General features: G+C 39.0%; 14 protein-coding genes. 8 read left to right on the plus strand and 6 right to left on the minus strand.

All coding sequences use genetic code 11. The features are described from left to right. Window positions 1-135: 135 nt before the first annotated feature. Window positions 136-909 carry a phytanoyl-CoA dioxygenase family protein gene (locus tag ACT5E3_RS23625; protein ID WP_444996026.1) on the plus strand — a complete coding sequence of 258 codons (774 nt, stop codon included), beginning with the start codon at window positions 136-138 and terminating at the stop codon, window positions 907-909. 234 nt (window positions 910-1,143) lie between these two features. Here ACT5E3_RS23625 and ACT5E3_RS23630 read toward each other — a convergent pair whose 3' ends face one another. Next, on the minus strand, window positions 1,144-3,510 hold the full coding sequence (locus ACT5E3_RS23630; RefSeq protein ID WP_444996027.1) for a PKD domain-containing protein: 2,367 nt from the start codon (window positions 3,508-3,510) through the stop codon (window positions 1,144-1,146). A gap of 452 nt (window positions 3,511-3,962) precedes the next feature. Between ACT5E3_RS23630 and ACT5E3_RS23635 the strand changes: the two genes are divergently transcribed. Then, window positions 3,963-5,765, plus strand: a complete 1,803-nt coding sequence (locus ACT5E3_RS23635) for a serine hydrolase domain-containing protein (protein ID WP_444996028.1) — start codon at window positions 3,963-3,965, stop codon at window positions 5,763-5,765. A gap of 65 nt (window positions 5,766-5,830) precedes the next feature. Here ACT5E3_RS23635 and ACT5E3_RS23640 read toward each other — a convergent pair whose 3' ends face one another. Next, complete coding sequence (locus tag ACT5E3_RS23640) at window positions 5,831-6,127, minus strand: hypothetical protein (RefSeq protein WP_444996029.1); 297 nt, start codon at window positions 6,125-6,127, stop codon at window positions 5,831-5,833. A 637-nt stretch (window positions 6,128-6,764) separates the two neighbouring features. On the opposite strand from ACT5E3_RS23640, the gene ACT5E3_RS23645 reads away from it, so the two are divergent. The 3 genes from ACT5E3_RS23645 (at window position 6,765) to ACT5E3_RS23655 (ending at window position 10,551) form a co-directional block, all read left to right on the plus strand. Continuing rightward, window positions 6,765-8,489, plus strand: a complete 1,725-nt coding sequence (locus tag ACT5E3_RS23645) for a M20/M25/M40 family metallo-hydrolase (protein WP_444996030.1) — start codon at window positions 6,765-6,767, stop codon at window positions 8,487-8,489. Between the two features lie 524 nt (window positions 8,490-9,013). Beyond that, complete coding sequence (locus ACT5E3_RS23650) at window positions 9,014-9,748, plus strand: DDE-type integrase/transposase/recombinase (protein ID WP_444996031.1); 735 nt, start codon at window positions 9,014-9,016, stop codon at window positions 9,746-9,748. Next, on the plus strand, window positions 9,745-10,551 hold the full coding sequence (locus ACT5E3_RS23655; RefSeq protein WP_444996032.1) for an ExeA family protein: 807 nt from the start codon (window positions 9,745-9,747) through the stop codon (window positions 10,549-10,551). Before ACT5E3_RS23650 ends, ACT5E3_RS23655 begins: the two co-directional genes overlap by 4 nt. Window positions 10,552-11,122: 571 nt before the next feature. Here the strand turns inward: ACT5E3_RS23655 and ACT5E3_RS23660 are convergent. The 4 genes from ACT5E3_RS23660 to ACT5E3_RS23675 all read right to left on the minus strand — a co-directional run bounded on the left by ACT5E3_RS23660 (window position 11,123) and on the right by ACT5E3_RS23675 (window position 20,612). Continuing rightward, on the minus strand, window positions 11,123-11,293 hold the full coding sequence (locus ACT5E3_RS23660; protein ID WP_444996033.1) for a hypothetical protein: 171 nt from the start codon (window positions 11,291-11,293) through the stop codon (window positions 11,123-11,125). After that, window positions 11,268-11,972, minus strand: coding sequence for a hypothetical protein (locus tag ACT5E3_RS23665; protein WP_444996034.1), 705 nt, complete (start codon window positions 11,970-11,972; stop codon window positions 11,268-11,270). The genes ACT5E3_RS23660 and ACT5E3_RS23665 overlap by 26 nt, the downstream gene beginning before the upstream one ends. Window positions 11,973-12,008: 36 nt before the next feature. After that, complete coding sequence (locus tag ACT5E3_RS23670; protein ID WP_444996035.1) at window positions 12,009-19,802, minus strand: FG-GAP-like repeat-containing protein; 7,794 nt, start codon at window positions 19,800-19,802, stop codon at window positions 12,009-12,011. Between the two features lie 333 nt (window positions 19,803-20,135). Continuing rightward, window positions 20,136-20,612, minus strand: coding sequence for a phage protein GemA/Gp16 family protein (locus tag ACT5E3_RS23675; protein ID WP_444996036.1), 477 nt, complete (start codon window positions 20,610-20,612; stop codon window positions 20,136-20,138). A gap of 512 nt (window positions 20,613-21,124) precedes the next feature. Here ACT5E3_RS23675 and ACT5E3_RS23680 point away from each other — a divergent pair. The 3 genes from ACT5E3_RS23680 to ACT5E3_RS23690 are packed head-to-tail and all read left to right on the plus strand — an operon-like array spanning window position 21,125 to window position 24,823. Beyond that, window positions 21,125-21,577: a helix-turn-helix domain-containing protein gene (locus tag ACT5E3_RS23680; RefSeq protein WP_444996037.1), complete on the plus strand. Its 453-nt coding sequence runs from the start codon at window positions 21,125-21,127 to the stop codon at window positions 21,575-21,577. A gap of 15 nt (window positions 21,578-21,592) precedes the next feature. Then, window positions 21,593-22,096, plus strand: coding sequence for a hypothetical protein (locus tag ACT5E3_RS23685; RefSeq protein ID WP_444996038.1), 504 nt, complete (start codon window positions 21,593-21,595; stop codon window positions 22,094-22,096). Window positions 22,097-22,141: 45 nt separating this feature from the next. Further along, window positions 22,142-24,823 carry a hypothetical protein gene (locus ACT5E3_RS23690; RefSeq protein WP_444996039.1) on the plus strand — a complete coding sequence of 894 codons (2,682 nt, stop codon included), beginning with the start codon at window positions 22,142-22,144 and terminating at the stop codon, window positions 24,821-24,823. Window positions 24,824-25,025: the final 202 nt, after the last annotated feature.

The following is a 25,025-nucleotide window of genomic DNA, read 5'->3' on the forward strand; positions in this document are numbered from 1 at the left end:
AAAACGAATAATGAGCAACAATGCAATACTACCTCTTATACTTTTGCCTGCTAATATCAATTAAGTATCAAAAATGATAGAGCTTTATTCATTATTTTTGTAAACTCAAATTTTTTAAGGCAGCGGTACTTTATTGTGTTAAATAATGAGTTTAAGCTTTCCGCTCATCAATTAAAATCATTTGAGCAAAATGGCTATTTAGTTATCCCAAACACTGTCAGTGGCACTCAGTTAAAAGATATGCAACAACTTGCTGACAGCGAACTCAGCGCACCCAAAGAGCCCAAAGAACTCGAAGCTCAACTTGGTTATCCCGGAGCGCCTTCCAATATAAACACTTCAGGCGGTACAACAGTCAGACGACTTCTGGCAGCCTATCAAAGAAACGCACTATGGCGCCAATGGGCAACCAGTAATACCTTAAAGAATTATCTTAGCCAGCTACTTAAACATCAGCACATTTACCTAAGCCAAGCACACCATAATTGCTTAATGACCAAAACACCAACCTACAGCAGTGATACCGGCTGGCATCAAGATATTCGCTACTGGTCATTTAAATTTCCAGAATTAGTCACAGCCTGGTTAGCCTTAGGACAAGAAGTAGAACATAATGGTGGGCTAAAAGTTATTCCTGGTAGTCACCGTCTTCAATTTACATCTGAACAATTTGACAGCTCATTATTTTTTCGTACCGATCTGGCACTCAATAGAAATCTAATTCAACAATCTCATTCTATTTCACTCAACCCAGGAGATTTGCTATTTTTTCATTGTAAGTTACTACATAGTGCGAGCCGGAATCATTCTGAACGAACAAAGTATTCTCTCGTATTTACTTATCGCTCAGGTAATAACGCCGCAATTTTAGGTTCTCGTTCTGCAGGTCAAAACGATATTGCTTTATAAATAATAATACTCAATATGAAAGTTTGTTGTTAGTCACTATACTTGTACTTATAAGCAATTGATGAAAAAAACTATGTTCGAGATTAAACAGGTGGTTCTGAATAATTCAATATTTTTTGAGTGCGCATTAGATTGATTTAAACTCGAATCACAGTATTCAATATGATTAGGTAACAGAAAAAGGTCGCATCGACTAATGTTAACGACCTTTTATATCATCTGACTCAACCTTTATTACTTTCTAAGTCTTCTTAATATTATTACTGTTGATATCAATAACCAACTCAAACTGCCACCACCGCTGCTTGATGCTGGCGGTGTTTCAGGAGTAACAGTATCATTAACCGTAACTGTCACTGATTGGGTATCAATAGCTCCATTCGAATCGGTTATGGTTAATAAGAAAATATATGCTGTTGGCGCAGAAACATCTGGCGCAGTAAAACTCGCCTGCGCAGTATTAGCTTCACTCAGTGTTACACTATCACCTGCGGTTTGTGTCCAAACGAAAGTTAATACATCTCCGTCAACATCAGTGCTACTACTACCATCTAAAGTCACACTATTACCTTCTGTTACAGTAATACTTGAGCTGGCAACCATCGCCGTTGGAGCATTGTTGGCAGCGTTAATTGTCACATTAACAACTTCAGTATCAATAGCACCATTAGAGTCTGTAACGGTAACCTCAAAAATTAACTCTGTAGACGCAAAAACAGTTGGTGCAATGAAACTAGCTTGTGCAGAATTAGCATTACTTAGCGTGACACTGTCACCAATAGTTTGAGTCCATGCAAAACTTAATGCATCACCATCAGCATCGGTACTGCCGCTAGCATCTAGGTTAACCTTATCAGTACTATCGACGCTAATCAAAGCATTCGCAACAACAGCCTCTGGAGCTTGATTGCCGTCCGTAACATTAACACTATAATCTTCAGTTTCTCCACCACTATAATTAAACTCACCGCAAGGCTGTGTTAGCTCACCTTGAGCACCGAGTACATCATCACCATCATAAGCCAAACGGATGCGCATACGAGTTCGCTTTAAACTAGCTCCCGCTGGCGGTGTAATGCTAAACGAGTAAGGTCCGATCCCCTTCTGACTACCAATCATTTCACCAGCATCAGTTAGAACACTATTTTGGTTCCAATCAATCCAAACGGCAATAACACTCGCGTCAAAACTCTTATTGGGTGTGATCGTAAGATTGGTACTCTCATTCTTATCCATATTAATAATGGTCGAAGTATAGTTTCCTCTGGGTACAATTCGGATATCATCCTGATTCACAATACGATTGTTCACCGATAGATTTGAAATAAAGTCATCACCAGCAGCATTAGTTTTGGTTACAACTGCACAATAAGGATCTGCCGGGCCACCATCATCCAAACATCCACTAAAAGATTGAACGGCATTACTAATAACGGTCTGAGTTGTAGACTTCCATGCTAACGAACCATCAAAAATGGAGGCATTCATAATATACTTCGAATCGGCCGGAGTAATGTGATTGGCCCCCCACAAATGGCCTAACTCATGAGTTATTAAATTGCTTCTTTGCTGCAGACCTTGAGAATAATTGTAATCATGCATTCCATAACGATAATTATCACCAGGGCACATATGCCCTAAAAAAGCATAATTAGTACCATTTTGCTCAACCCCTGTTAACAATATACCAACATTATGTTCAACAGCAATGTGACTAGAAGCCCATGCCGCAAAAGCGTTTGTATGCTTTGCTTGATCTTGAGGAAAATCAGTCCAAGGGTTAGAAGCTGACTCTATAAAAATTAATGGTTGTAATTCATACTTCACGCCAAACTCAGAATAATAACCATTAATCACATTAACCATAGTCTGCGCTTCAGCATTAATTATATCTTTATTTCCTGATTGCTTGGCCAAACATTGAACATCACAAACCATCACGAGCTTAGCTGTAAGGGTAGAGCTAGTGACAACAGTTTTTTCTATCACTTGTTTAATATTTTTCTCACCAAAAACATGTTTAAGCTCATCAGTAACACTATCATGACCATGTTCATGCCCAGCAGCACCACATTTAAGCTTTTCAACTAAATCACTGCCTTTTTTAAGCGACAAGATATTTTGCTTATTGGGACCATTGCTTTGTAGAATATAAACATTATCTCCATCAGAAACCACAGCGTGAATCAGTTGTTCTGAAATAGTCATTCTCACTTTTGAACCAGACTTATTTTTTAAATAACCCTGATAGGTAATGCTAGTAATTAAATCAACCGCTTTATCTTTTTCATTGATATCTGCAACACCAGTGGTGAGCACTTGATTTGGCTCCAAAACCATATCCCACTGATGTTGGTTATTGAGATTGAACTGCAATTCAAAAGCCGTTGCCCCTGCTTTTTTTTGCTGCTTGGTAAAATTTAAAAGAGCTGAACGATCAATGTGAAAAAGAGCATGTTGTTGAGATAGTTTCTGGCCATTCAAACCAAGAGATTCAACACGAACCTCCATACTCTTTTGTGCATTTGCCAATGGCATTAGTAACAATAAACCAACAGATAAAACTAACCGACTTAATTTATTGGTCAGAAGAATATTCATGCTTATGTAGCCTCTTTATGTGTAATTAAAATACTCCGATGCAACTCAACTCCTCCACATGGCTTCCTAAATAGATAATTTTATTTATTCTCACATTCACCTTTAGGGAAAAAGCGATGTTCAATTTAGGTTGAATAGTTCGAAGGAAATAACATCAACAGAAGTGATAAGTCGCCCAACTCTTTACTTGCTATTGTATTCAATATAAAAATAAATATTATACTATCCACTCGAAAAGGCAATAGGTTTAGGTAATTTTTTACGATTTTATTGGAGGCTTTTCTAAAAGAAAAATCTTCCTTCCCTACCCCGTAAATCATTGAATTATCAGTAGAATTAGTTAAAAGTCAGTATCTAATTAGCATAAAATCATTATTACCTATGTCTATAAACATGAATTAACTTTATTATCTGATTTGGTATTTAAGTAAACCTATTGGAATAAGACAGGTATGAGATTAATCCAAATAACAATTAACCAAATGGTGATTAGTTTATTCTGTATTTTCACTGTATTGGCTTGCGGTGGCGATAACTCTACAACAGAAAAGGAGCCTATTTCCCCAAAAGACACTTCTTATTTAACAGCACCTCAATCTAATCTCAGAGACTGGCTCAAATACGATGAATTACAATCACTGAATTTAAGTCAGCCAAGCCCATACCATAATGATTACTTCATGCCAATTGGTAATGAAGAAGCATTACAAACTTTCAATGGGCAGTTGACTTTTCATACTGGAAAACTAATAGGTTTTCCATCAAATACCGTTGAACAATACAACCAGTTTCCTCAATTTGAAGCGAGTTTTGTTTCACATCAAGGTTATTTAATTCCAGAAAACCGAGATATTATTATTCCTAATAATAACGCCAGTTATTGGCGTATTATTCTATCACCGGGAAAAGTATGGAGCGAAACTAACGATCAAGGTATGTCAAGAGCATCATTCCCTTTTGTATTAGTTGAACATGCCTGGAACACAACACTCAATGGTATAGCAACATTTTTATACGATGACAATCAAGTTTCTAACCTAAGATTACAAATTGTTCAACACACTGCTCCGGGGTTTATTTTTGAAGCCGCCGCTTCTATAAAACTAGATTACCAACCAACCCCTAATCAAGATCGAACCACTTTGATTAGTGCGTTCAACCAAGAGCTTGAGCAAAGATTATTAGTTGAAAGCTGGCAAACCCTAGAAGACAAGTTTCCCAATGTTAAATGGGATGATTTTAATAGCGGTATAGGCATAAGTGATATCAGCGCAGCTGCAATTTGGCATAACAACACCCTTTATATGCAAAACTGCCATACCCAATATGGCCACTATCCTTACTGTCGTTTTATGCGACATGGTATTTATTCTGCAACGAAGTCTGCCGCTGGCGCTCTGGCCTTAACTTACTTGGCAGAGCGCTATGGAATACAAGTTTTAGACTACCTGATTAAAGATTACCTTGAAATCACAGCAACTCATGATGGTTGGGAACAGGTGACGTTTCGAGATGCACTTAATATGGCTGTTGGCATTGGTAATAACGATCCTAACCCTCATTCAAACCAAACTCATGCAGATGAAAACCAAGTCCCTATGGGAGATTGGAGTCGGGCTTTTACCCGACAGCACAAGCTCGATATCGCTTTTAATCAGTATGGAAACTACCCATGGGGTCCAGGAGAAATTTTTCGTTACAACACAACCCATACATTTGTTTTATCAGCAGCAATGGATAGTTTGGTCCGTCAAAATGATGGTATCGGACTTTGGCAACTACTCAAAGATAATGTGTACCAACCAATTGGTATAATGCATTCACCGATGATGCATACAACAGAAGCCGACATAAGCAAAGGAGTACCCATCATAGGGGTAGGCTTATACCCGACAGTTGAAGATATGATCAAAATCGCTCGACTATTTCATCAACAAGGTCAACATAATGATCAACAACTACTTAATGCTGACGCAGTTAATATGGCTCTTTACAGAACCGCAGCCAATGGTTTACCTGCTTATGCCTATAACAATGAGTTTGGTGAAGGTCGGTATTTAATGTCTTTTTGGAGTATTCCTTACCAAGATGAAAATGGTTGCTTTATCCAAGTACCATTTATGAATGGAGCGGGTGGTAATCTTGTAACCATTTTGCCTAATGGAGTCATTGGTGTTCGCTTTTCTGACGCCAACAATTACGATGCTTTTTCTATGGTTAAAACCACAGCTAGTCTTGCACCAGTATGTGAATGATATAAAAAATGCTAATCAACAATAACCATAAAAAAGCGAGTTAAATCGCTTTTAGTACTTATTTACTAACTAACACACTGATGAATAAGCAGGTTTACTTTTTCAGCCGCCACCTCAATTTCTTCTCTTTTGTGTTCATCATATAAGTAAGAAGTTGATATTATTGAAGAAAATGCCTCAACAAAAATCATAGCGGCTGGTACAGGTATACTTTCTTTAGGCTTCCAAGAATCAGAACAAACAGGCAATAAGTTACAAAACTCATTAAAACGCTCAGATACTATTCCGTCGCCCGTGCGTAAAGGCAGCATAAAAGCTTCGTAGCTCTGTTCTAAGCTTTCTAATAACTTCTGCTCACTCATACCTTCCCTCTTAATCTCAAAAACCTTCAGCAAAAATGTTGGCGATATATAAATATTAGCAAAGTTTTCTTTAATTACTGACTTTCTAATCATTTATGTGCTTTTTGTTTTTAATCATCAACTTTATATACCAAAAGGTGAATCTTACTAGCTTTACTTCACTCATTCAAAATCTGTGTAGTTCAGCAAATTTGGAACACTCATGTTATTACATAGTGCACTTTTTCTTTATCAAAATTCAGACAATCTATTGTAATATTCGGACAATCTACTAATTTAAGCAGAAAATTAGTAGTGTTTCACCAATGTTCGACTGTTTTGCAGTAAGAAGCCCGTCCCAATAATACTAGAATTTTTGAGATATAGCATTTTGATTAATCTTGCTTGCAACACTTAACTGCCTCCTAAAGCAGCAAAATACCCAGCATAACTGTAATTGTTTTTAGCTAACACATACTCGTTGCTTCTTTATTAGCTATCAGTATATTTCTTTCATTAACCGAATACTTGAAGATATTAAATTTCGACTATTTGCAGCCCGCATGTGAATTTGACCACTCAATTGACCAACTGATAATATATGATTAGCTATACTCCGCTCTTCTTTAAGGACTATTTAAAAATAGCAAGGTGCTCTATGAGAAAAAAAATTTTGCTACTTGAAAGGCTTAAGTATTTTTATAAGTATCTACTGGTGACCTGTTTAACCCTATTATCTTTACTGGTAAACGCGACCACAGCACTAGAAGAGAAACGAGCTTGGATAACAACAGATCAGAATGCACTTAATCACATTAATCAAAGCAAAAATCAAATATTTGATTTAAAAACGGTTGAAAGTAAAAATCAAAAAAATATAGCAATCGTCTCACTCCCTGAAAGTCAATTAAGACTTTTGAGTAAAATGATGCATGAGTCATTCAATCGCTGCGGCGGCTTCTTTTATCACTCTAGCTTGTCCGAAGCTCAAAACCATGAAAAAAAACTCACTCAGCTAACAGCAAAAAATAAAATCATATTCCCCTATTCAATTAGCAATGCAGAAGTGGTTAATGCAATGTTGGCACAAATTAGCCTACAAAATATGCAGGCAACCGTCGATGGAATGAGCAACTATTATAATCGCTACTATACAACTCAAACGGGTAAAGATTCATCAAACTGGCTGTTACAACATTGGCAGAACATCACTGCAGGTCGGGCAGATATAAATGTTGAACTTTTTAATCATAGTTGGTCTCAACCCTCAGTTGTTTTAACAGTTGAGGGCGCTACTAACCCTGAACAAGTGGTTGTGATTGGCGGACATTTAGATTCAATTAATGGTGCTAATCAGGTTAATGGCCGGGCTCCAGGTGCTGATGACAACGCTTCAGGCATTGCAGTAATAACAGAAACTCTTTCAGCTATTGTTGCAAGTGATTTTCGACCTGCAAGAACACTTAAAATTATAGGTTATGCTGCCGAAGAAGTTGGCTTACGTGGTTCACAAAGCATTGCTCGACTATATAAAAATAATAACGTCGATGTCATAGGTGTTGCGCAGTTTGATATGACTGGATTCAAAGGGAGCAGCCAAGCCGATATCGTATTTATTTCTGATTATACCAATAATGCACAAACAGAATTTATGGTTAACCTGATTGATACTTATTTTCCTGAAACAAAGTATCAATATGATCAATGTGGATATGCCTGTTCGGATCACGCATCTTGGACCGCAGAAGGATTTGCCGCGTCTTTTCCATTTGAGGCACGCTTCGCTGACAGCAATTCGAGCATGCATACATCAGCAGATACCAGTTTTGACACTACCCACGCGAAACACTTTTTGCAATTGTCTATCGCTTATGTTGCAGAGCTAGCTAAAGGAAATACCGGCGAAGAGAGCAATACAACTTTACAGTTTAACTCTTCAACTCAATCAATCGAAAGTGGTAAAACAATAACCATCGCTTTACAACGTACCGGTGCTAGCGATTCAGCTGTTAGTATCGGTTTTGCAACGGAAAATGGAACAGCTAGTGCTGGCACTGATTTTATTGCAGCAAGCGGCACCGTTACTTGGGAAGCTAACGATAACAGTGATAAAACAATTACAATTGAAACCCTCAAAACTTCAAGCAATAAACAATTTCAAGTGAAACTCATCAACCCACAAGGAGGGGTTAATATTGGTCCTAATGACGTTATTGAAATAACGCTTGAATCCTCTGTAATACTGCCACCTCCCGCTTCATCATCTAGCGGCGGTGGAAATTTGGGAGTTTGGACTATTTTAGGCTTGTTGCTAGTTGCTTTTGGACAATGTTTGCGACTATTTTTAGTAAAATATTACAGTGGCATATTTGATGTAAGTTAGGAAAAACAAAAATAGGACTCGACGGTAAACTGGGAATTCGATTAAACTTTAACCAAAATTATACGATGGAGATTTTGGGAAAAGTTTCGATGGTAAATTGGTAAACTACAATATTGGGTTCATAACTTGTGTTATCATGTTACCCAATATATTCCCAACGGCTGTAATTTCCCAGATTACCGTCGAACAATCCATCGTTTTTTTACCAATTTACCGTCGTCCTCTAATTTTTCGTTATAACGCTAATTCGGTAAATTAAATTTCTCTGTAGAATTTTGACTTTTTTACAATCGGTTAATTTTTATGCAGGTGTTTTTTTCTTCACTTTTTGAGCTTGAGTCTTTCTCTCATCGTCTAAAATCTATTCCACAGAGTAATGCCTGTCAGTTTTGCCTTAAAAATTGTGAGTGGGTTTCGCACGGTTACGTTTATAAACAACTGAATTATCAGTTTCGAGCGATTGTTGGTAAGCGTATTTTATGTAGCAATCGAGGTAGCCACTTGGGCTGTGGCAGGCCGATACCATGCACGGACCGGCCATTTTGCAAGCCAATGGTCAATGGAAAAAAACCTTTCTGACAGCCTTTATCGACGATGCCAGTCGTCTTATTACTCACGCCGAGTTTTTCTACCACGACAACACCGAAAACATGATTGAAGCCTTTAAAAGCGCCTTGTTTAAACGCGGTAAACCAGAGCGACTTTACTTCGATAATGGTTCCAATTACAAGTCGAAGGAAATACTCCAGGCTTGCATCAGGCTCAACATTCGTCTCTCTCACGCTCCCGTTCGCGATGGGGCCGCCAAAGGTAAAATCGAACGCTTTTTTAGAGGGTTTCGTGATCGCTTTTTAGTCGTTAATCATTCGTTTAACTCGCTTGATGAACTCAACCAGAAAACCACAGACTGGATAGAAAGCCACTATAATAATCAACCTCACCAAGGCATACAAATGAAGCCTCTGGACAGCTTCAACCTTGACCATGCACGCATTCATTACCTACTTGATGATGAATATGCCGACGAAGTCTTTTTTGTTGAAGAAGAGCGCAAGGTCAGCTCGGTCAACGTATTTTCAATCCATGCGCAAAAGTTCGAATGCCCTGTCGATTTACGCGGTAAAACGATTCAAGTGCGTTTTGATCGCTCGCACAAAAACCGTTACGTACTCTACTACCAAAACCAACGCATGGGCGACGCCCTGCCACTTAACCTTTACTTTAACGCTAAGCAACCGCGTCAAGGAGTTTCACAATGATCAATGCTATCTTCGGCATTAGCCAAACACCGTTCAAACGTGAAAAACTTAACCTACTACCACAACAACAACGCATTGCCGACATTATTAAAATTCACGCGCAGCAAGGCGGATTTTCGGTAATCCTTGGTGAGCCGGGGGTCGGCAAAACCGTATTGCGAGAGTACATCGAGCGTCTTAACAATGAACGCGAATGCACCGTTGTCTCCTGCTCGCGCACCCTGCATACTTATCGGCAAATTCTCTGGCAACTGGCTGAATCTTTTAAAATTGAAACCAGCGAAAAACAGATTGAAAGCGACTTAATTCAAGCTGCCTTCGCGCAAGTGAGAGAGCGTAAAACCTTATACATTTTGATTGATGAAGCGCACTTACTCGATTTATCGGTGCTAAGAAAATTGCGTTTATTGTTCGAACGCTTTCCTAAAAATCATAACCTGGTGCTACTGGGTCAACCGGAACTATTACACTATCTATCACTCAGCACAAACAAAGACATTAAAAGCCGAATCACCTACTCTGCCAGCATTAAACCGCTTAATGATGAAGATATGGAGCGCTATATCGTCAAAGAATTGGAAAGTACCAAGCTAGGCGTTAACACTTTCGACGAAGCTGCAATGGCCTTAATTATTCGCTCAAGTGAGGGCAACTTACGGCTCTGTAGAAACCTGTGTCTAGCCAGCCTTATCGAAGCGGCGAGAGAAACAAAAAAGTTGGTGACAATTACTCATGTTAATCACGTCCTCGTGCAACCGCATTGGCGATCGCACGAGGAATTGATCAAGCAGCAAGTCTCTTAATCAGAACTTCCAACGGCACTTTATAATGCTCGCTACGCGAGCATTAGAGCAAATTTTTACCGAGGGCGAAAGCCCTTTTTTTATGCAAAAATTGTTTTAAAAAAGTTATCCACAAAGTGTTCGATGACAATTTGGTACAGCGTACGACAATAGTTTGGCAAAGCTAAAATAGTGTACGACAATAGCGCGGTAAAACTGCTCAAATTTTAGTAAATTGTATGACGTATAATTTAGTAAAAAGTATGATGGTAAAAAAGTAATCTACAAATAGTTACCGAAAAGTTCAAGTGAATGAATTAGCCGAAGCGATTAGCGATATCATTCCAACATTAAGCAAAAACAAAATCGGTGTTATTCCCGACAACTGATACTGAAGAATTACTTTCAACGCAGCCAATTATCGCAAACCTCTTTTTATAGAATTGTAAGAGAAAATAATTTACTGAATTTTGAAACGAGTAAAAAACTTCGTCAATACTTTTGTATGCAGTTCGCGAATAAATTATGGCAAGCGGACACTATGTATGGTCCATCAATTAAACAGCAAGACGGTTCTTGGAAAAAGACTTTCTTAATCGCTTTCATTGATGATGCGAGTCGCAAAATCAAACACTCTGACCCCATTGATTTTTTTACTCAAACTATACACCGCATTAGGTCCTGCATTACCATTACCTCGAGCATAAAAACAATACTCATCAAAAAGAACTTCAATTTCATAATTCGATCTTGTCAATTTCACTTACTGTCACTTTAGAATTTTCGATAACGACAATTAAAGACCAAGCCCTAACACCATTTTTAACATGGAGTAAATATTGATTCCCTTGCGCTCCTTTTATAAAGTCTTGGACAAAATTCATAATCTTTATGCTATCTTTATTTTTAACACTACTAAGCTGCTCAACAAAATCACTACAGGTAGAACAGAAAAAACGTTTAAAAAAAGACATTGAAGAGAAAATATTCTCAACATCTTCTTCACTTCCCTTTAACTTATCTAAAAGCTTAGAGATAGATACAAATAGCCCATCAACATTTGCTCCCAACTTATTTTTATTTAATGTTAAATATGATTCTGAGGCATGCACTGGACACTTTTTATTTTTTAATTTGCGACTTATCTTAAAATACCCATCATCAACTATCTTTTTTGCGTCGCTAACTTCAGCAAATCTATACATACAATTATTTAATGGTGTTTCTTGTATATTTTCAAGTATATAGTACTTTTTTATTAAGCTACCAATCTCACCACAAATCTTTATTTTCGAAAACTCAAATTGTTCAACTTTTAAAGTGTTAAATTTACTTTTTTCTGCTTCTAAGTAAGCACACTTAAAATTTAAATTAGTATCAGCACTTAACTCAGCACTTAATACTATTAACACAGTTAAAAAAATATATATTATCCGTTTCATTTCTTACCTCACAAATATTAGAAAGTTGACCACAATTTAGTCAAATAATTCGGTAACCCATCTATACCACGGCCTCGCATAAATATCCTTAAGATACTGTTTATGCACATCATGCAACCTAAACGATTTATCCGTGGGGTTATTAGGGCCATTTCCATAATAACTCATAAAGTTCTTAGTATAATTCTCTAGGTGTGGAAGCCCAAGAGCATGTCCAAATTCGTGTTTAAATGTTCCAATAAGTACGGTATGGGACTCATTTATAAAAATAGCTTTTCTGTCGTGACTCCAATATCCAGCTTCTGCTCCATCTGCATTATAAAATTGAATGACAGAATCGAACTTATTACCATCAGTCAAACTCATTTTGATATCTAGAAAATCACTATTATCTCGAACAAATGACCTAAATCCCTTAATTACCTGTGAACATTTTTGCATGTTTTCTGTATCGCATCCCCAAGCTATTTGCCCAGTTAGTTTTCCATTTTTCATTTCTAGATCAAGACCAGTATCTACTGCATACCCTCGTAGTTTCGGAACTGGATCAAAGTTTTCATCTAGCTCATAATCTAAAACATCAAATGTAGCAAACATGCTATCTTTACTTGCTTCATCGCTCCCCAATGTCTCCAACGACTGATTACTCGCCTGATGATTAGCATTCCCCTTCTCTTTTTTCTTATCCTTCAAAGGAGCAGTAGGAAGATTTCCCTTACATTGACCTAAACCACATTTCTCCCAGGGTAATGGCGGCGGAACACCATCTGGAATACACCTATTAGGCATACACTCTGTATCTCTTCCACCAACTCCCTCACCAACCTTCGCCAAATACCCACTCGGATCAGTCCCACTCAGCGGATTATTCATAATGTAACTGTAAGGGTTTAAGCTCTGAGAGTTCCCCGGACTCTGGATAAACGGATCCACACTAAGAAATCGACCAAGGTTATAATCATACACCCGCCCATTCATATGGATCAATTCGGCCTCATCCAAATGCTCATGATCAGTATAACCGCGATTGGTTGATAACTCATACCCAGAGACTTGAGCAACGGATGATAAGTCTGCACTCGCAACACTCTCATAATTACCTTTCCTCGGCTTTCCAAAAGGATCGTAACTTTTATTGTCAATCACATTGCCATCTTGATCGGTCACGGTCACCACAGAGCCCAATCTATCCCGATGCACAAAACCAATCTGATGACGAGTCACATTGTCCTTTTCAATCGAGGTAATAATGGTATCGCCTAAGTAAACTTTTTGCTGTACCTCACCGTTATAACGGATTTGCTCAAACGCTTTATCAATATATAAAGTGGTTTTCACCCCATTGGGTAAACCGGTTTGAATCTGTTTATAACGCATTTGATCTGCACCATAACGAAATACACTGCTAATGCCATTTTTAGTGATTTGTATCGGTTTATTAAACGCATTGTAATGCAGTATTTGTACACCATTTTCATGAGTACGGTTACCATTGGCATCATATTGGTAAGTGAGTGTTCCTCCTCCGTTTTTACTCAAACTATATACCGCATTAGGTCCTGCATTACCATTACCTCGAGCAGCGGTGCCATACACATAACCACTCCCAAAATCATCTTTTTGCGTCAGATTACCCACCGCATCATAAGCATATTGGATTGGCGTAAGTTGAGTCCCGGCAATGGTTTGAGTTGATTGTGTTAACCGATGCAATAAATCATATTTGTACACCTCCATTGAGATCACAGTTTGATTATTCTGCACCTGCTCAGCCGTTTGGTAGTTCAAGTTACCAAAACCATCATAGTCATAAGCCAGGCGATGACGTTGATTACCACCTTGGCTCGTATGCGTGTAAATACTGAGCATTTGTCCTGAAGTTTCAGAATAATCAACCCCTTCGGTTAAAACACCATTGGCTTTCTGGGCTTCAACCAGTTGACCTCTTGCATTCAAGCGTCGGGTTTCTGTGTACACATAACCACTCACCGCATTTTGGCTTTTTTTCGAATAACCGCGTTCATTGTAAAGTTGATGAACCGTTAAATCGTTAGGGTAAGTCAGCCCTTTCACTCGACCATAATTGCTATCATACTGAGTCTTAATCGTGTAGGCATTGCCATCAATAGACGTCGTTACCTGCGCCGGTTGGCATTGACTGTTATAGCTGTAGCTGCGTGAGTAATTATCACTCCCCGAATCGTTGCGTATTTCGCTATCCGTGGCACCAATACATTGGCTGTCATAATTGAAACTGGCTTCTAATGTGCTGTTCACTCGGCGAGTGACTAGCCGACCAAGATTGTCATAATCATAATCGGTGGTATCTTGGTTTGCATCGGTTTCGGTATCCACTTCATCAAAGGCGGTATAGGTGAAAGTTTTCACGCCCATATTAGGGTCGGTGACTTTTTGCTTACGTCCCAACGCATCATATTCCGCTCTTATCTGATGGCCATTAGCATCTTGAATAATCATCGGATTGCCTAATGCATCATAAGCATATTGTGTCACGCCGCCTTTGGCATCCACGGTTTTAATTAATTGCCCTTTAGCATTGTATGTACGACTCATAGAAAGTGTTTTCATCGTACTCTTATCAATCGCTTGAATATCGGTGCGATGTCCGACATATTGATAATTCACTTCCATGGTTTGATTATGTGCTTGGTCAATTTGACGCTTCAATAAGCGGCCTAACGCATCGTAAGCTAAATAATGAATGCCACGGCTTTCTTGATTATCAAATGAAGGAACAGACTCTAAAGTCTTGCGACCTAAACGATCATACTGACTAAATTGATAGATGTTGCTGCCATCATACCCGGCCGTGCTGGTCGCTTTAACGCGATTAAATCGATCTTTATACACACTGGATTGTGGCACACCAGCTTGATAAGTGGTCACTTTGTATTGCAGTGTGTTATCACTCAACCCATCACAACCACCAACACAGTTAGCTATGCGAGAGTAGACTGGTTGCCCAACTGGTGGTGTGACCTGCTCAACACGCCCAAAAGCATCATACAAAGTTTGAGTCGTTAATTGATTCGCATCCGTCACCGACTTGACTTGTCCATGTTGAGGATAAGTTTTCTGCAAAGTGACATGGCCCAAAGCATTGGTTGATTTAAACACAAAATAGCCATCAGCACTTTCTGTTTCACCATCATCAGAATAGCGCATTGAATCACTCCGCTTATCATTCGGTGTGTCCTGCTGATAACGTGTAACTAATGTAGGCAAACCATAGATATTATAATCGGTTTCCACCACTTTAGTCGGACTATTGTCCAACAATGACTCAGCTACCGCTTTAATCGGCAACCGCTGTGTATTGTAGGTATAGGTGGTTTTGATTTCTTTGTCGGGATTCAAACTCTCATCATAAATTGGGTTGGAAGCACCAGATATTGTTCGATTTCTAATTTGAAAATTTTCTAATTTATCCAGCCACCAGTTAGCAACATCGACGGTATGCAAATAAAGTCGACGTGTCTGAACTCTGCTATCACCAGAGTCTATGTAATAGTTTATTTTAGAAAAGTTACCGTAGTTGTCACTATGCTTAAGCCGTTTACCTTTAAGGCTATGAGAAATCTGCTGTGTTCTATCAACTAAATCATAATGAGTCTTATATTCTCTCTCCGCCCATGCCCAATACACTTTCTCATTAGCGGTATTTTTTTGCACTAACTGATATTCTGTTTTACTAATCGGTGCATTTTGACAGTTTTCATCATTGTCACTCACCAAACAAGTATGTATCCACTCAACCTGTCCCGAAAACGGAAAGGTCTGATTATAATCGGTCACGGTGCGCACTTTATCAGTCACTTGACCAACCGCATCAATTTGCGTGGGGCTATCAACAATAACCGTCTTAAACCCTTGAAAACCTCGACCCTGTAAATGATAAAGTGCATCACGATATTGATAATCAGTGGTTAAATACCCGCCCAGACCATCACTGGTTTCCATCTGACTGGCAAATAACGCGCTAGATGAAAAGTGAATTTCAGGAAAGCTCAAATTACGATGAGTCACCTGATATTGACCATCACTCATCATATTGGCTAATGTTTTATATTGAAAACGTAGCGAATAGTCGTTACTGCCTGGGCTATCATCATCCATGGCAGTACGCACCGTTTGCAGTTTATCGGCAACCTGAGTAAGCTTGTTTTTGTAAATATAAATCCCTTGACCAAAACGCTGGTTAATACTGCCCATATCGGCAAACGCCGTTTTACTGTTGTCATAACCAGTTTGTGTGATCACATCCATAATGCCATCAGAATCCACATCAGCCACCTGAGTATGACGCAGCGTACCAACAATACCGGTATCACCAATATAATCAAACGCAACCCCATTGCTGGTAAGTTTAGTTTGGTAAACATCCCAGCGAACAATATGCTGCCACTTGTTCGCAGCCACCAATCCCATACGCCCTTGTGATTGCCATAACTCACAAGTTTGACCTGCGGGTAAATCGAGATCACATGGGTAGGTATAATCCTGTAACCCAGGCACCAGAATATCGTCTAACCCATCGCCGTTATAATCAATCACCTGCGCATAATGATTAAAGTTCGATAGCACAAAGCCTTCATTCGTCGCTTCTTCGACTTCTGCCGCTTTCATCGTGAGCCAGTAAGTCGGTGCGGTAAAGCTTGTCCCAGTATTGAGCATTAAATAATATTTATCGTCATAACCCGAATGCAGTAAATCCGATAAGCCATCACCATTCACATCCAACCATAAATGATGATAGGGGGCTGGTAGTGCATTCCCCGTATTGGCCACATCAATAATGTGCTGTGATTCAACAAAGCTCAAGGTTTGTGTTGTCGGGTTAAGCTGGGCCTTTAACATCACAATTTTAGACTGAGTCGAACTGTAAGAATTCACCGCAACTAAATCGAGTAGTCCATCGCCATTAATATCATCGGGTTTAAAAGAAAATCGCTTAGACTCATAATTAAGACCAGCCACCTGATTAAACTGACCATTGCTATCTTGCAGGTAAACACGGGTTTTAATCGGTGAATTACTCGCCTCTCTCACATGAGCAATCACATCCATTAAGCCGTCACCATTAAAGTCAGCCGGCCGAAATCCGCAACTGCCCACCAACGATAACCAGTCGCGAAAGTTGAATTTAGGATCAAAGCCATAAGGCCCTAGCAAATCATAGTCATAACAAGGGACACTCAATCCGGTAATCGAGTTAAGTGGCGTTTGGCTGTCGGTATTACGCACAAAACGATTGAGGGTGTCATCCCAGAACCAAAATTCTAGCGAGATACTTTGACTATCAATCTGGTGGAATGTCATTAAGTCAGTACGTCCATCACGGTTATAATCTACCAGTTTGTCATAAGAGGCTTTTGCACCAATACTGGTATTGGCTTCTTGAGACACTTCTGACCACTGACCGGCCTGAGTCGCCTGAAAGACTCGGCTACCCATATTCACATCGATTAAACCATCGCCATTAAAGTCGGCAAAACTTGCCGTTGCCGGAACTGAATTAATTTCATTAATGGGAATATCCGGCTGGTTGCCCTGGGTGTGTTCAAACCCAAAACCGGTTGATGCACTCCACCCAAAAGTGGTCGGCTGCAAACATGTTTCTGTCAGCGTTGCATCATAGGCACACTCAGTCACCGTGGCTAAACGCTTTTGTCGGGTCACGGGATTATCATCAAAAGTCAAACGATACTCTCTGACTCGGCTTTGTGTATCCAGTGAGGTTTTAATCTGGGTGAGTAACTGAGTTTGCTTAATCAGATGACCGGCGTTATACCCTGAAAACTGCTGCTCAATCGGTAAAGTGTCATACACAAATTCAACATGACGTGAACCTGTCGCGCTTCCTGAGCCGGTATAATCAATTTGTGTCAGGACATATTCACCATAAGAGTGATTGGCATAATGGTAAATAATATTGTTTTGGCTGGTGCTTCTATCATAAACCCGATTAATCGCCCAGCGACTGATAACACTACCGCCGTTAAGATGACGGCTATCGGCGCTATTACCATATTCACTCACACGGCCGTTTTTATGCTCCACTTTAAACCAGCTTGAACCACTACTAAAATCGCCATACTGAGTGACCCGAGCAAACTGGTCGATTTCAGTCCGATATTCAGCCCCGCTACTTCCGTAAGGGCTGCCGTTGGTTACAATTAAACGTTGTCCATTCAAACATAAGCGATCTTCATTGGTAAAGGTCACTCCACGCTGGTAGCCATCTATCGCCACACTGGCGCCACAACGGGCAATCCCACCACCGGCGCTTAACCCCCAGCCAACACCGGCAATTCCGCCCCCTGAGCGTGAAGAATAATCAAGCGAAATATCCGGTTGCATTCCGGCTCGACCCGGCGGTATGGTTATTGGTAAAGAATAAAAAACCGCGCCGCCAGATACGCCACCACTCCCAGCAACGGCGCCAACGGCTTCATTACCGGCAGGTACACTAGGCGTGATTAAAGTGGCATCGGGTAAACTCACCTCCCCTTTTTTTGCCCAGGCATCAACAGGAATAGGTCTGGCAACCTGAGTCACCGCCGATGGCGCACTAAATGCTGAACAAGCCCACGCCTCGGTATTACAAGCTTTCACCCGAAAATCCCAACTGCCATTGGCTAAATCAGTTAAAGCAGCAGTAGTACCACTCGATGCAAGCGCTTCCCAAGCCCCGCCATTAATTCGTTGTTGCGCAACATAGTAAGTGGCATAGCTATTGGAAGCTGACCAGCTAATATTGAAAGTACCATCGGGAGAGGTCGCAGGATTATTGCCTGGAGTGCCAGGTACAGCGGGTATGTGGCGCACCAAAGTGCTTGTGCTGGCACTGCCAGAGCAAGCCCAAGCAAAACCATTACAGGCTTTCACCTGATGAGTATGTGTTCCATCAGATAACCCTGAAACATCATAATATAAAGCCGCCGAGCCATTAATTGAATAGTAAGTCACCGTACCAGCAGGTTTACTCCAGGTTAGCCGATAACTCCCTGTCGTACTTTGGGAAGGAGAACTAAAATTGCCGGGTGTGCCAGGTACAAAGCGAACATAGTGAATACCACTGGCCGCACTATAGCCAGAGCAAGACCAACTTTCTCGGCACGCACGTACTCGAAACTGCCAATTACCGTTGGTTAATGAGCTGATAGTTTTTGATGTTGCAGCGCTGTTGCTGCCTCCAACATTACTCCAACTACTTTGATATTTTTGGACTTCATAATAACTGACGCTGCCGGATGAAGCGCTCCAACTCACATTCAAAGAACCATTGGTACTTTGGCCACCCGAATTTAACCCCGTTGGCACCGACGGACTTCGGCGCACCAAAACCGTTCCCGGTGCTTGTGAAGTCAGACCACACTTATTAGTACGTCCATCACAGGTTTTAATGCGATATTGATAATCACCGTCCGCTTGACCAGATAAATCATAACGCGTTTCAGATGAACTCCTACTCCCACTAAAAGACCATTGGGTTGATGGCGATTTTTTTTCTTCAATGGTAAAAGAATAATGCCTTTGAGTATCCGCTGGAATCGTCCAGGTAATATAATAATTACCCGTCGTCGATTGAGTGGTTGATAATTGAATATTCTCCGGTGGCTCAATCACCAAAGGACCATCATCAGGAAAATCAGGAAAGCCCGCAGATACAGGGAATGAAAACAGAAAGCAGAAAAAGCCCAATAATAAAAATGGGCAGCCTTGCCGCCTATTGTGATTGGTGCTAATCCGCATGGTTTTTGTTGCTAGGTGAAAAATTTTTCCGATGATTAATTGAAGTGTGTACATTAAAGCTCCCTTGGGTATATTTTTTATCATCATTAAATGAGCTTACAGCTCACGCTAACGAGTCATTTCTAGACCGCACAATTTAAAGTAGGTGATAGACTAATTATTCACTGGCTCAAATCATGAGGCATTGCTATTTTTTTGGCTATCAATATTCCGCCAACTTTTTGTAATATTCGGACAAATTGAGTTTTTTTACTGATTTTGTGGCCACTATATTGGGGTAAGATACATTTATTGGGGTAAGATACATTTTTCATCCCTTTAAAACTGAAGCAACAAACTAAGCTGTTGCCAGTTAATTTCCCATTGATAATAAAAACTTTTTCGTTGCTAAAGCGTGTTTTTTATCCCTTTTCGGCAAAGCAGGTATTGTGCTTTTAGTTGCTCAAGTAAATGAACAACAACCCAGGCAGGCAACCATTCCAAACGTTCAACCAGTGCGCTTTTATCTCTATATTTCACTTGAGCAGTCACCCACTCCAACAAGCTTTTATCTGATCCATCAGGTAAATACCCTTCAAGAGACATCAAAAACCAAATTTGGCGTAGTTGCTCAATCGAGTTCATAAAGGTATTGTCGTGCGAATAACTTTTTTTATGCTCAACTTGAGCTTTTTTTTCAACCAGTTTAAAACTGAGTCGCTTCATTTGGTAAAAGACAACAGCTAACTCATCAACACACATATCATGACAACTTTTTTTCCCTGTCAAAATATACAGAAAGTTTGTGTAAAGAAAGCGGCTTAAATTAAGTCTTGCTCTACTAATACGAATGAGTTGGATATAACGAGATTTTGATAACAACATACTACTCACCTGATTTTTTAGCGTTTTAATTGGGTAATACAATTTAATTGCGGTGCTGGCTCAGCCGATTGTGAAATACTTTCAATCGAACTCAGTTGGGTATTTTCTCTAATTAAAGTCACTTAAGTTTCCCTCTGATTTAATCAATTAATTTAATATTAACCGTGTCCTTCATGCTTTTTACTTTTGGGAGGATTTGCTATTCAATAAATAATTCATCTACCCTGGTTATTTTTTTATTATCTTTTTTTGAAACATTGGCATAAAAAACGTTAAAACAATTCGTTTTTATTCTAAAAAACAAGCCGTAAACCCCTTTATTTAAGCCATTTTTTTATTAAGTTTGATTTCATCCTGCTATTTTTCATGTAAACTGTTTGGTTCCAGAATTAAATAGCATTTTGGTTAATTTTCTAATCGTTTCGCCGCAAAATATTAGAATACTAATCAATATTGTGTCAAGATAATTAATAAAATAATCCTATTAAATTAATTGGCTCACTTGGATGCTCATGAATAAAGTTATAAAAATCGAGTTTGAAGTCGTTATTCAAAGACTAAAAGAAAAACTAAGTGAAAAAAGTGACAGGGCTTTAGCACGAGCTTTGGGCATGTCAGATTCTGGAATCGCGGTTGCGCGAACAACAAAATCACTACCTATTATTCCTATTGTAAATGCTTGTGTTGCACAAGGCATTTCTCTAGATGAGATATTTTTAGGTCAAACAACAAACCCAGACTCTGCCCAAACCTTTCACACTTTAACTCAAACGGATTTAATACAGGCGAGTGAAATGGTTGATCGTGTACTGGATAGAGTTTTAACCAATAATTCACTACCAACCCTTCAACAATTTGATGCTTATAAAAGGTTACGCCCTGTTTTAATCAAGGCGGTTTTCGACAATGATTTTGACGAAAGTATTGTCACAGCCATTGCAGAAGCAACTTTAGCGTTGGTATAAAATGGAGTACCGCAAATGTTATCAAAAGTTAAAGTTTTAGTTTCTGTTCTTGTTATCTCTGCCTGTCTAACTACCCTAGTCTCGGCACTTGAGCCCTTAAAAGAAAACCGGGCGCGCATCAGTTCGTTAAGTGGCACCCTTTTATTACCAGACTACACCTATCTGGATATTGATATGAGTTTTGATTGCGGTAGTAAATATGAAGACACAGCTATGATTGTTACTAACTTGGCTGGGGTACAATTATTGGCGGCAGCTTATACCCATATGTGGGGAGAGCAGGCAGGGGAAATGGTAATGGCTGCTTGGCAAAATAAAGTCAATAAAACCGATCAGCGTTTACCAACTTTTTTAATTGTATCGCCTGCAAAGGGAACTAACTTCGACTGGAGACAATCGGTTAAGGTAGTAAGTCCTTTAAGTCCATCACTTAAAACCACAGCACAAAATAGTGAGACTGACAATACGCCAGATATGCCGCCAATTATTCCGTCTTGTGGGCTTGTTCCTCATAACTAAGTGATTTAAATATTCAAACAAATGAGATATCGTACAGGGACAGTGATGAATATACGCCATATTTGTCTATTAATTTTTTTTCTGCTTTTAACTTGTTCGGCTTTTGCCAAAAAGCCGTTATTTTTTAAGTCGATTGTTGAAGATAAAAACAATTATATTTATTTTGTTACCCATACTGGTATTGTCAGGTTTGATGGCTACCAATATATTAATCTGAGTGATATTTCTAAATTGCCTACAACCTGGGTTGAATCAGCGGTTTACCGAGAAGAAAGCAATACGCTTTATATTGCTTTCTTTAAAGAAGGAATTTGGACGCTAGATCTGAGTACTAATCACGCCAAAAAAATCAGTGATTTGTTTGTAACAAAAATAGCCCTTTCTAATTCCCACCTAATGGCCATAGTCGACAAATCTCTTTACATGTTCGACTTGTTTAGTCTGAAAACCTACCAACACCCATTAAAAGATGTGATTGATATTGCTGCTGATAAAAACCAGCATTTTGCCATTACTAAAACCGGCTTATATAAAGTTAACGATCAGCATTTATGGCCGATTAAATCCTTTCAAACCACTAAAGCTCACTTAGCTTTATTGCATCACAGGCTGGCTTATAGCACAGACTATCAGTTAACTTTGTTATCACTGAAGGATGATACAGAATTAGCCACCAGAAAATTTGAAAGTGAAATTACCGCAGTAGCACCTTACCAACTGAACTCCATTGCGGTGGCTTACAATAGCAATGTTGATATTTTAAACAATACTGACTTAGATACCATTAAAGCCTCGGTCAACAAGCTTAACCAAAGCAATCGCGTTTTATATGAAGATAAACAGGGTAACTTATGGGCAACGGATTATACTCAGTTTGAAGTAATCGATCCTCATTCCACTCTATTCAAGTTTTCAAAACCTTCTCGTTATAATGTGCTGGAAATGGTAAACGATCAACTATGGTTAGGAACCGAGCATGGACTTTATTATGTGGATAAGGGCACTTTTAAACCCTTAACTGAAATCAATAATCTCTTCCCGCCGCTTGAAAGGAGAATTACTGACATTGTCTACGCAAAAAATAGCCCTATTATTATCACCACTGCCACTGGTGCTTATCGATTAGAAAATAAAACCCTAACTAAAATTCGTGATGGCTTTATTATATCAGCCAGTTATATTGACAGTAAATTGATGTTATCCACCACTAAAGGCATTGTTGGTTTTGATAAAAATTTTAACGCTTTAAATTTAGATACACTCAATAAAGCGCTACCCAATGAAGAAGTGATAAAAGTTTCAAAAATTGCGGGGGTGCTTTATGTAATGACCTCAGGCGGGTTGGTAGAGCAAACCCAAAATAACATTTCGGTTTCAAAAGTTTCTCAACATAATATTGCCGATATATTCACTAGTGGCGGTAATATTTATGTTGCTACTTGGGGTGGTGGTTTATTTAAAAAAGCCGGAAGTGAATGGATAAGCATAGATGGCCCTCAAAGTATCTCATCGGCGTTTGCCTATTTTGATGAAGTATTACTTTCAGCTTCAGATGGTTTATATCGATTTAAAGACGAAAAAATAACCCTTGTTCCCAATTCTGCCGGGCAAATGTTTATACCAAACAGTATAGTTACCGAAAACTATTTGGCCCATGCAGCCAGCAATAAAGGGTTGATAACGGTTGATTTATTTAATACGCCGAGCTTAGCTCCCCCTAAGTTTACTCAGTTTCCAACCAGTGATATTCCTTACAATCAAACAGTGACTGTTTCTGTTAATAATTTTGATTATATTAATGGGCATGCTATTCGCTATCAATATAAACTCAACAATGGCGACTGGATTGAGATGCCTAATGGACAAGTGCAAATTTCTTATTTAAATACTGGCACTCATAAAATGATGGTAAGAGCTTCTTATAATGGCATTCAATGGCAAAACAGTATAACTCGATCATTTAATATTACAGGACCTTGGTATCGTTCAGACAGTTTTGCTCTATTCACAACATTATTACTTAGTATTGGATCACTGGTTAGTTTAATTGCCATTTTTATGTTTTTTAAAGTTAACAGGCAAAAAAACAAAGTGTTTAAAGAGCTCAGTCAACAACAAACCAAACGCGGATTATTAGAAGTTTTTTCTAAGCTGGTTGCCGCCAAAAATGCTTTAAACTCAGACAACCCTATTTTGTCCAATAATGGTTTACTAAAAGTCGATCAAGCCGTTAGCAAAATTGAAAGCTTATTAGATAACTACAGTGTTTTAAGTGCTTTGGATAACTCCCGCTTAGAAACCAGCTTACAAGGTTTAGAAACACTCATTATTGCTCAAGGGGTTGCCTATGATTTTCAATTATCAATATGCAAGCGATGTTCACAAGAAACCCGTAATACCATTTTTTATATTGCCCATACTCTAATTTTTAATAGTTTAAAACATGCCAATGCCAAATTTATTCAGTTGAATATTAACTGCGGCCCCAAAAATATTAAAATTTGTGTACGAGATGATGGAAAAGGCATTAAATATACCGATCATAAATTTAACTTTGGCGTTGGCATTGCAACCCTAAAAAACATTGCCTATGAACGAAAAGGAAAAATAAAGTTTAAAGGCTGCCACCGAGGAAAAAGCAAAGGGACTTTTGTGTCGGTTGTGCTTCCTTATTCCCCTTCAAAAGATAAAGTTAAGCTTTATAAAGAGCAAAAAGTTAATTCATAAATCATCGCATGATTTTTAAATAAAACCTATTTTCCTTTTGTTAGGAAAATATTAAAGAAACCATTGAACAGGCAGAGCTAAAAGGCTTATACATTAGTATTGCCAATATATTTTTCAAAGAGCAAAGCTCATTATCATATTTGGCTATTTGAAATTCCTCTCCCACATTACTATGATGCGATTTATACTATGATTAATACGA

Source organism: Aliikangiella litoralis (assembly GCF_052495765.1).